The sequence below is a fragment of the Kineothrix sp. IPX-CK genome (assembly GCF_039134705.1).
GTDB classification, from domain to species: Bacteria; Bacillota; Clostridia; order Lachnospirales; family Lachnospiraceae; genus Kineothrix; species Kineothrix sedimenti.
On record NZ_CP146256.1, the window covers coordinates 3,725,883 to 3,738,552 of the forward strand.

Annotated in this window: 12 protein-coding genes; 1 reads left to right on the forward strand and 11 read right to left on the reverse strand. The window is 45.9% G+C overall.

Annotated features, from left to right (window positions below; all coding sequences use genetic code 11):
* Positions 1 to 13 precede the first annotated feature (13 nt).
* From V6984_RS17930 to glnA, 4 genes are all read right to left on the reverse strand, one after another.
* Positions 14 to 1,228, reverse strand: a complete 1,215-nt coding sequence (locus tag V6984_RS17930) for an LL-diaminopimelate aminotransferase (protein ID WP_342756972.1) — start codon at positions 1,226 to 1,228, stop codon at positions 14 to 16.
* A gap of 36 nt (positions 1,229 to 1,264) precedes the next feature.
* On the reverse strand, positions 1,265 to 2,104 hold the full coding sequence (gene dapF, locus V6984_RS17935; protein WP_342760043.1) for a diaminopimelate epimerase: 840 nt from the start codon (positions 2,102 to 2,104) through the stop codon (positions 1,265 to 1,267).
* Between the two features lie 288 nt (positions 2,105 to 2,392).
* Positions 2,393 to 2,938, reverse strand: coding sequence for an ANTAR domain-containing protein (locus V6984_RS17940; RefSeq protein WP_342756973.1), 546 nt, complete (start codon positions 2,936 to 2,938; stop codon positions 2,393 to 2,395).
* A 74-nt stretch (positions 2,939 to 3,012) separates the two neighbouring features.
* Positions 3,013 to 4,344, reverse strand: a complete 1,332-nt coding sequence (gene glnA / locus V6984_RS17945; protein WP_342760044.1) for a type I glutamate--ammonia ligase — start codon at positions 4,342 to 4,344, stop codon at positions 3,013 to 3,015.
* A 304-nt stretch (positions 4,345 to 4,648) separates the two neighbouring features.
* Between glnA and V6984_RS17950 the strand changes: the two genes are divergently transcribed.
* Positions 4,649 to 5,119, forward strand: coding sequence for a hypothetical protein (locus tag V6984_RS17950; RefSeq protein ID WP_342756974.1), 471 nt, complete (start codon positions 4,649 to 4,651; stop codon positions 5,117 to 5,119).
* A 36-nt stretch (positions 5,120 to 5,155) separates the two neighbouring features.
* Here V6984_RS17950 and V6984_RS17955 read toward each other — a convergent pair whose 3' ends face one another.
* From V6984_RS17955 to V6984_RS17985, 7 genes are all read right to left on the reverse strand, one after another.
* Entirely contained in the window at positions 5,156 to 7,081 is a 1,926-nt protein-coding gene (locus V6984_RS17955; protein ID WP_342756975.1) for an NAD(+) synthase, read from the reverse strand.
* Positions 7,082 to 7,122: 41 nt separating this feature from the next.
* Complete coding sequence (gene hslO, locus V6984_RS17960; protein ID WP_342756976.1) at positions 7,123 to 7,992, reverse strand: Hsp33 family molecular chaperone HslO; 870 nt, start codon at positions 7,990 to 7,992, stop codon at positions 7,123 to 7,125.
* Entirely contained in the window at positions 7,985 to 8,809 is an 825-nt protein-coding gene (locus tag V6984_RS17965; RefSeq protein WP_342760045.1) for a class I SAM-dependent methyltransferase, read from the reverse strand. Before V6984_RS17965 ends, hslO begins: the two co-directional genes overlap by 8 nt.
* Positions 8,793 to 9,863, reverse strand: coding sequence for a histidinol-phosphate transaminase (locus tag V6984_RS17970; protein ID WP_342756977.1), 1,071 nt, complete (start codon positions 9,861 to 9,863; stop codon positions 8,793 to 8,795). Before V6984_RS17970 ends, V6984_RS17965 begins: the two co-directional genes overlap by 17 nt.
* Positions 9,864 to 9,983: 120 nt before the next feature.
* Positions 9,984 to 11,006, reverse strand: coding sequence for a glycosyltransferase family 2 protein (locus V6984_RS17975; protein WP_342756978.1), 1,023 nt, complete (start codon positions 11,004 to 11,006; stop codon positions 9,984 to 9,986).
* 179 nt (positions 11,007 to 11,185) lie between these two features.
* The gene (locus tag V6984_RS17980; RefSeq protein WP_342756979.1) at positions 11,186 to 11,908 is read right to left on the reverse strand and encodes an amino acid ABC transporter ATP-binding protein; all 723 of its coding nucleotides are present in this window, start codon (positions 11,906 to 11,908) and stop codon (positions 11,186 to 11,188) included.
* Positions 11,895 to 12,596 carry an amino acid ABC transporter permease gene (locus V6984_RS17985; protein ID WP_342756980.1) on the reverse strand — a complete coding sequence of 234 codons (702 nt, stop codon included), beginning with the start codon at positions 12,594 to 12,596 and terminating at the stop codon, positions 11,895 to 11,897. The genes V6984_RS17980 and V6984_RS17985 overlap by 14 nt, the downstream gene beginning before the upstream one ends.
* Positions 12,597 to 12,670 lie beyond the last annotated feature (74 nt).

Here is a 12,670-nt window from a genome sequence, read left to right on the forward strand (position 1 = left end):
TTCCTGCATTTTTCTACAGCGCTTTGATCCGGTCTACCGCCGCAACCGTATTCTCATAGCTGCCGAAAGCAGTCAGTCTGAAATACGTCTCCCCGCTAGGTCCGAAGCCTGATCCGGGCGTCCCGACCACGTTAGCGTTTTCCAAAAGATAATCAAAAAACTCCCAGCTGGTCATTCCATTCGGAGCCTTAAGCCAGATATAAGGGGCATTCACACCACCGGATACCGTATAGCCGGCCTCTTTTAACCCGTTCATAATGTATTTCGCATTGTTCATGTAATAAGCGACCTGCTTTTTAAGCTGCTCCTTGCCTTCTCTGGAATAAACAGCCTCACCCGCGCGCTGCACGATATAAGGCGCTCCGTTATATTTGGTTCCGTGACGTCTCGCCCAGAGAGAATGAAGCATCACATCACCACATTTCAGATCCTTAGGGATCACTGTACATCCCAGACGTACACCCGTGAATCCGGCATTCTTGGAGAAAGAACGAAGCTCGATGGCACAAGTCCTTGCACCCTCGCATTCATAGATGGTGTGGGGCACATCCGCTTCCGAGATATAAGCTTCATATGCCGCATCATAGATAATGACCGCTCCTACTCTGTTCGCATAGTCCACCCACTCCTGAAGCTGTGCTTTCGTGATGGTGGAACCGGTAGGGTTGTTCGGGAAACAGAGATAAATAAGATCCGGTGTCTCTTTTGGAATCTCAGGAGCGAAATTATTCTCTGCAAGACATGGCATATAAATCACATCGCTCCACGTCTCCTTTTTCTCATCGTAAACACCTGTTCTTCCAGCCATTACGTTAGTATCCACGTAAACCGGATATACCGGGTCGCATACCGCGATTTTATTGTCCAAGCTAAAGATTTCCTGAATATTTCCCGAGTCGCATTTCGCTCCGTCCGAAATGAAAATTTCATCTGCCGTTATATCACAACCTCGCGCTTTATAATCGTTATCTGCAATCGCGCTTCGCAAAAATTCATATCCCAGATCCGGTGCATAGCCTTTAAAGGTTTCTGCATTTCCCATCTCTTCCACTGCCCCGTGCAGCGCCTCGATGATGACCGGCGCCAAAGGCTGGGTCACATCGCCGATACCGAGACGTATGATCTTTTTATCCGGATTCGCCTGTGAATAAGCATTCACCTTCTTACCTATTGTAGAAAAAAGATAACTCCCCGGCAACTTTAAATAATTGTCATTGATCTTAAACATTATGTTTCTCCTCTCACGCATTCCATATCTCTTATTTTATATCTTGATTTCACCTTCGAAAACAGTTTCTGCAGGCCCTGTCATATATACGAGATTTTCTGCTTGGTCCCATCGTATATGCAGTTCACCACCTAATAGTTTAACAGTAACTTTCTCCTCCGTCAAACCATTTAATATGCATGCCACTACCGTGGCACAGGCTCCTGTACCGCAGGCCAGCGTTTCTCCCGTCCCGCGTTCCCATACCCGCATCTGAACCGTATTCCTGTCGATTACCTTTACGAATTCCGTATTGACTCTTTTGGGAAAACGAACGTGGTTCTCAAAATAAGGCCCGATTTTCTCTATATCCAGATTCTCCACATCTTCCATAAAGACGACCGCATGGGGGTTCCCCATCGACACACATGTCATTTCGTAAACATTGCCTTCTACCTCTATCGTTTCGGAAATTACTTCCTCATTTTCCGAAATGACAGGTATGTCAGTCGCTTTGAGTATAGGGCTTCCCATATTAACTTTCACAGCATCCACTACCCCGTTCTTTATGAGTAAATCCAAATATTTTATCTTTCCAGAACTGACAACACTGACGGACTTCTTATCGGTCAGACTTTTATCATAAACATATTTCGCCACACAGCGAATGCCATTTCCGCACATCTCCGCTCTGGAGCCATCTGCGTTGTACATTTCCATTTCGAAATCCGCCTGCGACGAACGGTTAATAAAAATAACCCCGTCTCCGCCTATTCCAAAGTGTCTGTCGCTCAGTCTTCTCACCAGCTCAGGCTTTTTCCTTGCCGGTACTTCCTCCGTAAAACCATTCACATAAATGTAATCGTTGCCACATCCGTGCATCTTCGTAAATTCCATGCTTCCGCTCCCTTCCGGCAGGCAGACCCACCGCTTTCTATCTTTCATCCCATCACAGAAACTTATCATACAGACCTCAAAAGTTTTTATTAGTATAACACATGTATTTTACCATATATATTGTAATCATTGCCTAAAATTGTGCAAAAAATGCTCTCATGTCCACCGAAACGCTTTTGGATCAAACGTAATAGGATCACTTTCCTATTATATTAAAAACGGATCCGGCATAAATCCGAATCCGCTTTTTATGTTTTTATATGAGCGTTTTATGATCATTAGCTGCTTTCACTCATTCATGAATAAAATCATCTGTGCCGTTTCCGTCATATTCGTGCTGCTGTCCATACTGCACTTCTGTATATACCTGTGAGCCTCTTCCTCCGTCATATTATTACGGTGCATGAGAACCTGTTTCGCTTCCCCGATCAGGGCTTCCTCTTTTTCATCCCGCTCCTTCGGCCTGGATTTCTGATGCTTGCGGCGTCTCTCCGACGCTTGTATCATCATATCTACCGTATTTACCATATCATAAATCTTAAGCGGCATCTCCAGGCAAACAATATCGTTGTTGCGACAGCCAGCGAGTATATGGGGAGACGCCATCAGAAGCATTTCAAATCCGGGAGGAAGATATTCGTGCAGCTGTGAGTAAATCATATCTGACAACTTGTAGCTGCATATAACAATACCGCTGTTCAGATGGTCTGCATGACCGATTGCCTGCGAACCGGTGGTACAGACCGCTGCAACGGAGAATCCGTTTCTTACCAGAAGATTCTTCATGTTCTTCGCATCTTCCAGCTTAGGAAACGCAACGATAATGCTTGTCATATACTCACCTCCTCCTTATGCTGTTTCTTATTATATTTCCATCGGTCCAATTACATTCTTTCCTCCGGAAATATTTAATATTTATTCAGATAAGCTTCTATTTCCCAATCGGTAACCTGCGAACTGTATTCCGCCCACTCTGCTTTCTTCGCCTTAATATACTTTTCATAGATATGCTCACCCAGAACCTCTTGGATGAACTCATCCTTTTCCAGCTCATGTACCGCCTCGATCAAAGTTCCCGGAATCGCTTCAATTTTCTCCATTTCTCTCTCCTCTTCAGACATGGCGAAGATATTGCGGCTTACACTCTCAGGCGGCATTATCTTGTTCTGAATGCCGTCAAGCCCTGCGCGCAGACATACTGCCAGCGCCAGATAGGGATTTGCCGAAGGGTCCGGACACCGAAGCTCCACCCGAGTACCTTCCCCTCTAGAGGCAGGAATACGGATGAGAGGGCTCCTATTCGTAGCGCTCCACGCAATATATACCGGCGCTTCGTAACCGGGAACAAGTCTCTTATAGGAATTTATAAGGGGATTGGTAATCGCCGCCATCCCTTTCATGTGCTTCATAATTCCACCGATAAAATAATATGCTTCCTTACTCAGACCGAAATCATCGGAGGCATCCGCAAAAATATTTTTGCCGTTCTTGGACAAGGACATATTAATGTGCATGCCGGAGCCGTTTATTCCATGCTTGGGCTTTGGCATGAACGTTGCATGAAGACCATGGCGTTTTGCGATCGTCTTTACCGCCAGCTTGAAGGTCATAATATTATCCGCCGTTTTCATAGCTTCGTCATATTTGAAATCAATTTCATGCTGTGCCGGAGCCACCTCGTGATGAGAGGCTTCGATGACAAAATTCATCTCCTCTAAAGTAAGAACCATATCTCTTCTGGCATTTTCCCCGAAATCCACCGGTCCCAAATCGAAATAACCTGCCTGCTCGTGAGTAAGCGTAGTGGGAAGCCCATTTTCATCCGTATGGAAAAGGAAGAATTCGCACTCCGGTCCAACTTCAAAACGGTAGCCCAGCTTCTCAGCTTCTTTTACCGCGCGCTTCAATATATACCGCGGATCGCCTTCAAAGGGCTCTCCATTCGGACGGTATACATCGCAGATAAGCCTTGCAACCTTTCCTTGCTGAGGTCTCCACGGAAATATCTGAAAAGTATTGTAATCGGGGTACAAGTACATATCCGATTCCTCAATACGTACAAAACCCTCAATAGAGGAACCGTCAAACATACATTTATTATCCAATGCTTTTTCCAACTGGCTCGCTGTAATTGCCACATTCTTCATATTGCCAAACATATCGGTGAATTGCAGGCGGATGAATTCCACATCTTCATCTTCTACCAATTTTATAATATCTTCCTTCGTGTAATTTTTCATCATGCTTTCTTCCCTTCCTTTACTATTGTCTGAATACAAAAAAAGGCAATCCTTTGCTAAAAGAACGCCCTTGTTCCGTTTAATAATAACAACTGCTTCTCTCCTTTGTCAATACCCAAATACATCCATGCGCGAAGATGCGGTTGCAGTTCAGCCTTCAGCTGAGCTATTACAAACTGCGCACCATTGCCCGCAGAGTTTTTGTATAATAACGAATTCCTTAGGAATTTTCTATTATACAAGTGGCATAAAATATACCACATAATAATAAGATAGTAAAAAGAATTTTAACGGGGATATTGTTATGAGTTCCAAAACAAAAATAGTTGTGCTCCATTTGAAAGAACTGATATACACCGGCATCTTTGCCGTTCTGGGGATTCTCTTTATCGTGCTTCTGATCATCATGTTCCTCCCCAAGAACAAGGATAACGACTCCAATATCATAAAGCCGGCGAACTCTTATATGCCCGGCGTTTATACGACTTCTCTCGTGCTCAACGATAACATAGTCGATATTGAGGTTACCGTAGACGAAACCAATATCAATAGTATCCGCATTGTCAACCTGGACGAAGCGGTTGCTACCATGTACCCTCTTATCGAGCCGGCATTCGAAGACCTCGTAACTCAGATATGCAAAAATCAGTCTTTGGATGGCATTACATATTCCGACGATAACAAATATACCTCCATGGTGCTGTTGGATGCCATTAAAGCTTCTCTGCAAAAGGCCGAATCGGCTGCCGCAGCTAATGCTTTGGGGGAGCAATAAAAATCCGGGAAGGAATCCGGTGAAACGGATTTCTTCCTAGTCCATTTTTTCCAATCGCTCGAGCCACAATTTTGCACTTGCGTCAGACGGCATGCGCAGATCACCCCTCGGCGACACGGCAACGCTTCCCACCTTCGGCCCGTCCGGCAGGCAGGAACGTTTGAACTGCTGCGCAAAGAACCGCCTGTAGAAAACCTTTAGCCATTTTAAAATTGTCCCTTTATCATACTGTCCTGCAAAGGACTCCTTCGCGATCCTATATATCTTCTCCGGCTCAAATCCGCATCGCAGCATGTAATATAAGAAGAAATCGTGAAGCTCATAAGGTCCGACCAAATCCTCTGTCTTCTGGGAAATAATACCGTCCACCGGCGGCAGCAGCTCCGGGCTGACCGGAGTGTCAAGGACATCCAGTAATATTCTCTTCAAACCTTCGTCTCCGCACGTATCTGCATAATATTGCACCAGATGTCTGACAAGAGTCTTAGGTACTCCTGCGTTCACTCCATACATGGACATGTGGTCTCCATTATATGTGGCCCATCCAAGCGCCAGCTCCGACATATCTCCGGTACCGATGACAAGAGCATTCTCTCTGTTAGCGATATCCATAAGTACCTGTGTGCGTTCCCTGGCCTGACCGTTCTCGTAGGTCACATCATGGTTATTCATATCCTGCCCGATGTCCCTGAAATGCAAGGTCACAGCCTCCCTTATATTTATCTCTTCCAAAACAGCTCCAAGAGCCTTTGCCAGCTTGCACGCATTGTCATATGTTCTGTCCGTGGTTCCGAAACAAGGCATCGTTACCGCCAGAATATTCTTTCTGTCAAATGACAGCATATCGAAGGTACGCACCGTGACGAGAAGTGCAAGAGTGGAATCTAATCCGCCCGAGACCCCCACTACCGCTTTCTGGCAGCCCGTGTGCTCATAACGTTTTTTCAGTCCGTAAGACTGAATGGACAGAATTTCCTCACATCTTGTATCCCTCTGTGCCTTATCGCTTGGAACGAAGGGCGCGCTGTCAAAGGAACGAGTCAGGGAAATCTCCTCCTTCTCAAACTTTGCGGGAATTATCGTATGTTTTCTGCTGCTCTCCGGAGTATACGTACTCATCCTCCGCCTCTCGTTAACTATTCTGTGTATATCGATATCGGCGTAAATAATTCCGTTCTTAAAACGCTTCGACTCCGCCAGAAGAGTCCCATTCTCCGCAATCAGATTATGTCCGCCGAATACTATATCCTGCGTGGATTCTCCTTCACCTGCGCTGGAATAGATATAACCCGAAATCATTCTCGCACTGGCAGACTTCACCAGCATCGTCCGGTATTCCCCTTTACCTACTGTCTCATTGGATGCGGACAGATTCACGATAATAGTTGCCCCCGCCATAACATGTTCAGCTGCCGGAGCCCCAGGGACCCACAGATCCTCACAGATTTCACAGCCAATCAAAAGTCCCTCGATAGCGACCCCATCGAATAAGATATCCGTGCCGAAGGGAACTGTTTTTTCCCCTTTTTCGCTTTGCAGAATGAAGGGAACCGCCTCTTCATTTCCGGGTGCAAAATGCCTTCCCTCGTAATATTCCGCATAAGTAGGAATATTCGCCTTCGGAATCAGCCCTATTACATTCCCACGGTGCAACGCTGCCGCCACATTATACAGCTTATTGTCTCTAACTAAAGGCAGTCCCACAAAAACAAGGGCATCCTTATCCGCCGTATGGTCAGCAAGAGTCATAAGCTGAGCCTTTGCTTCCTGTAAGAGAAGCTCCTGCATAAATAAGTCTCCGCACGTATAACCCGTAATACAAAGCTCCGGGAATACAATGATCTTCGCTCCGCTCTTTACTGCTTCATCCATCATCACACAAATCTGCTTAGTATTGTATGCGGGATCGGCCACTTTAATCCGCGGCGTAGCTGCTGCCGCCTTAATAAAACCGTGCTTCATAGCGCACCTCTCTTTTCTTTACACCTCAGTCTGATGAAATATTAATCGAGCATCTTCTTCAGCTCGTCCACCGAGAACGAATATGTCTTATTGCAGAAATGGCAATTCACTTCTACTTCTTTTCCCTCTTCAATCATTTCCTGAATGTCTTCTCTCCCAATACTCACTATCGCACGATGCACTCTCTCCTTAGAACAATCACAGGAATATCTGACCTCCATAGTATCCGTCACCTGAACATCCAAGTCAGCTAACAGCATTTGGAGCATTTGCTCCGGCGTATTTCCGGCATCCAGGGCTGCAGTAACCGAGCTGAATTTCGATAGATTATCCTCCAATATGCGGATCACTTCCTCGGAAGCGAAGGGCATCAGCTGCAGGATAAATCCTCCCGCCTGCTTTACCGTATTGTCCTTTTCCATCAAAACTCCGAGTCCTACGGAAGAAGGCACCTGCTCGGAAGTAACGAAATAATAGGTCAAATCGTCCGCAATCTCGCCTGTTTGCAGTGCCGTCTGACCGATATAGGGCTCTTTCAGGCCCATATCCTTGATCACGCTCAGATAGCCCTTTCCTACCGCGCCGCCTACATCCAGCTTTCCCACTGCATTGGCGGGCAGGATGACCTGTGGTTCATTAGCATAGCCCTTCACGTTTCCTTCCCCGTCGGCCGTCACCGTCATCCCCTGTAATGGACCGTCTCCTTTTACCTGAATCGTCAGCAGATCATCTTCGTTCTTTAGCATACTTCCCATCATCACGCTTCCCGTTAGAAGCCGTCCCAGAGCTGCCGTCACCACCGGGCTAGTGTTATGTATTTGTCTCATTTCCTCCACGAGTTCTCTCGTAGTTGCCGCAAAGGCGCGTATCTGCGCATCCGCTGCCGTCGCTCTTACCATATAGTCACTCATTAACATGTTCCTTTCCGCATTCTCTGGCTATTACATAAATGCGTTCACTCTCTTCCCATACATCGCCGCGTGTATCTGCATCGATGGCAGCCACGAATTCCATTCCCGCCTTTTCTACCAAAGAACGCATCATATCTAAGGTATAACCCCTTTGATAATGAGTCTCCGTAAAACGGCGAAAGCTCTCGCCGTCCTCCTCCGTAACGCCGCGCTCCGTTGCTCTCACAAAAACCGTAAGGTCATATTCGTTGATTCCGCTGTCGCAATCGAAATAATTTTCCCAAATAAAACTGCAATCCTCTCTATTTTCAGCTATTGTTGCATCGCCGATAACTGTCTCGTACTTATATATCGTATTAAAATCAAAAATGAATACACCGCCCGGATAAAGGTAATTGTTCACCAATCGAAGAGTCTGCTCTATTTCATCCTCCTCCAGCAGATAGTTCATGGAATCGCATACGCATATGATTGCGCCCGCGGTTCCATACAATTCGAACTCCCGCATATCCTGATGAAGATACAGGATATCCTTCCCTGATTTTTCCCTTTTCGTGAGAGCGATATTCAGCATTTCCCGCGAATTATCGATTCCTATCATGTCGTATCCCGCCTCTGCAAGAAGCTGTGTCAGCGTACCTGTTCCGCAGCCCAGGTCCACCACGATGCTGCGCTCCGCTGCAGCCGCTTCCGTTATCTTCGGAACAGCGACTCCATATTCTCCAAGCAGCTCCAAAAGATACGCCGCCCATTCCTCATAAGGAGTATCGTCCATAAAGGTATCGTACACGCCGGCAAAATCAGTATATGTCCCCATCATGCTCAACCATGCCTTTCAGATTCTCCATCAAAATATCCATTTCCTCCGGCGTACCTATGCTTATACGCAGATAATTACCAATTCGCGGCTTGTCCCAGTAACGGACAAAAATATCCTTTTCTTTGAGATCATTGAAAATCTCTTTTGCCGGTATTCTCTCATGTGACGCAAAAATAAAATTAGCTTTGGAATCAGGGAAAGAAAAGCCCAGTTCCTTCAATCTCAGCTTTATACTCTCTCGTGTATTTATAATCTTTTCCGTAGTTTCTTTAAAATATGCCTTATCCCTCACAGCTTCCGCACCGAGCAGAATAGCGGGAGTATTCATCGTATAGGAATTGAAGGAAAATTTCGCATTCTGAAGATAGCTGATGAGCTTCGGATTACCCATGGCAAAGCCGATGCGCATTCCCGCCATCGCCCGAGACTTCGAGAAAGTCTGTACGACCAAAAGATTATCATATTTATCGATCAGCTTAAGGCAGCTTTCCCCGCCGAAATCTATATACGCTTCATCGATGATGACCACACTGTCCCTGTTAGCCTCAATGATTTCCTCCATTGTGCTCACCTCTTCAAAAACACCGGTAGGAGCATTGGGATTCGGTATAATGATTCCCCCATTTGGCTTAAAATAATCCTCCTTACGGATAAAGAACTCATCATCTAAAGGCTGAAGCTCATAAGGTATACGGTAAAGCTCCGCCCATACATCGTAGAAGGAATAAGTAATATCGGGAAATAAAATCGGTTTGTCTGAACAAAAGAAGGTCAGAAACGCCATGGCGAGCACATCATCACTTCCCACCCCAATATAAAGCTGTTCCGGCAAGACGCCGTAATAGGCACACAGCTCCCCGGCAAGCTCTCCTATTGAAGTATCAGGATACAAGCGGAAGCTGTCGGTATCAATCTGCCGCAGTTTTTCCCGAACACCTGGGGCCGGAGGATAAGGACACTCATTAGTATTTAATTTAATGATATTCGCCTGTTTGGGCTGTTCGCCCGGCACGTAGGGCTCCACCCTTCTAACATTCTCTTCCCATTTCATATTCTGTCAACCTCGTTTTTTTCTATTATATGATACAAGGGGCAAAAAGTCATGTGTTTCATGCTTGCATGAAAAAACATGACTTTGGGGGGCCCTTAGTTATTATATGCTCTCAAACAGTTATTCGCAAGAGCCGGCCGTCCATTCCTTCGCCATACGGGCATACTCTGCGGCCTGCTCCTCCATTCCTATGCGCTTATAGCATTCCGCCATTCCATTCAAAGGCTTGTCTCCTCTGCATCGGATGTCCAACAGACTTTCCGATTCAAAAGCAGCATTATAGAACCATACCACCGCCTCATGGTAATCTTCCTCCGACATATAAAAATATCCAAGCTCCAGACAGATTTCCGCACACCCGTTACTGGCTACCGCCTTCATCGCATATTTATGGAACTTCAGCCTATCGCCCCTAAACCGTGCCGCTCTTGCCGCCACGCAGGCCGCCTCTCGTACTTCTTCCACAGACCGCCCCGTATCTTCACAGGAGGCTTCAAAGAAAGGCCCTGACAGAATTACATCCTCTTCGCTGCCCGCGATAAAAAGTTCCCTTGCGTAAAGATTATGGAGACGCGACGATAAATGCCCTTCTCCGCACACTCTTCGAAAAGCCTCCAAATCTCTCGCCGCATGACTTTCCTCCTGCTCATGAATGATCTCTATCTCGCTGTCAAAAACCAGCGGCTCCGTTCGCACAGTCTCATGAATCGGGTCGATCCAGGTGAAGCTCCTCACTCTTTTAAACAGTTTAGGTCTATATTCTTTATCGTAGTTATAAACCGATCCGTGCTTAAGCTGGTTGGTATAATACATCTGAACGATTTCAATTTCCGGCAGCAGCTCCTGTTTCAAAATACGGAATCTTTCCCTATTGATCTCGTCTAACAACTCATCCGCATCCACAGAATATATATATTCCTTCGAAGCCTTGGAAAATGCATAATTCCTGGCAGCAGAAAAATCATGAACCCACGTAAAATCATATATCTTATCCGTATACCTGGCCGCGATTTCCTTCGTCCCATCATCGGAACCGGTATCAACTATGATGATTTCATCCATTAAGTCAGCAACGCATGACAAACACCTGTCCAAAATCTTCTCTTCGTTTTTTACTATCATACAAAGGCTTATCGTTATCATCAGTTCCTCCTCCATTTTCTACATAATATAATTTACCGTTCAGGGGCGGAAAATCGGAAAGGGACAAATTCCCCTCCCTGCAAGGCACTTGACCGACGCGTACTGAGCGTACGCGGAACGAAAGTAACGTAGCAGGAACAAAAATTTGCCCTTATCCGACCGTGTGTATTCTTTACACATTATAGCACCTTTGACAGAAACTCCTGCAGTCTCGGACTCTTAGGATGATTGAAGAATTCCTGAGGTGTGTTTTCTTCCATTATAACTCCTTCATCCATGAAAAGTACTTTCGTGCCTACTTCTCTGGCAAAGCCCATCTCATGGGTTACGACCACCATCGTCATGCCGCTGTCCGCCAGCCCCTTCATAACATCTAAAACCTCGCCGACCATCTCAGGGTCCAGTGCGGAGGTAGGCTCGTCAAAAAGCATCACTCTCGGGTTCATTGCGAGAGAACGCACGATTGCCACTCTCTGCTTCTGTCCTCCCGAAAGTTGACTGGGATAGGCATCCGCCTTTTCCGTCAATCCTACTCTCTCCAGGAGCTTCAGCGCATTCTCCGAGGCTTCCTCCTTGCTCATCAGCCTCAGCTTAATGGGAGAAAGAGTAATGTTATTCATAATCGTCAGGTTATCGAACAGATTAAAATTCTGGAATACCATCCCCAGATGTTGCCTTACTTTATCTATATCGGTCTTCGTATCGGTAATATTAACTCCGTCCACCCATATTTCTCCGCTGGTAGGAGTCTCCAACAGATTCATACAACGAAGGAAGGTACTTTTCCCGGAACCGGACGGTCCGATGACCACAACCTTTTCTCCTTGGTGCACGTGATAATTCACTCCTCTTAACACGTGATTATTTTCAAATTTTTTATGCAGGTCCTTAACGATTATCACTTTTACGCAGCCTCCTCTCAAATTTGGCGAGCAGAATTGTCAATATCTTAATTACGATAAAATAAATCACCGCCGCACCTATAAGAGGCATGAACGCTTCGTATGTTCTGGAAGCGATCTGATTGGCTGCCCTTGTCAAATCGGTCAGACTCACATAACCGACGATTGCCGTCTCCTTTAATAACACGATAAATTCGTTTCCGATTGGCGGAAGCACATTCTTTACCGCCTGCGGAATGATGATGTATATCATCGTCTTCGCTTTTGATAAGCCGAGGGAACGGCCTGCTTCCATCTGTCCGTTATCCACGGCAAGGATTCCTGCGCGCACGATTTCCGCCACATAAGCGCCGCTGTTAATACCGAAAGACAAAATCGCAACAATTACGCCATTCTTACTATTCGCCATTATAATGAACCACATGATCATCAGCTGGAGCACCGAAGGCGTTCCCCTGATGATATCTATATAAACATTGGCAATCACTGCCAATATCGATTTCTTTCCATTTCTTCTGACCGACAGCTTCATAAAAGCTAATAGCGTGCCGATAATCATACCCAATATCGCCGCAAAAAAGGCGATTTCCAACGTAACTCCCAATCCGTTCAAATATAATTTCCACCGGTCTCCGGTGACAAATGCGGCCTCAAACATTGCTGAAGCCTTCTCGAACCATGCCTGCATATTTTCTCTTTATCCTTTCCTATCGGATATTTTATCCAGTACCCCTTTAACCTACTCTATATTTTAATGAGGAT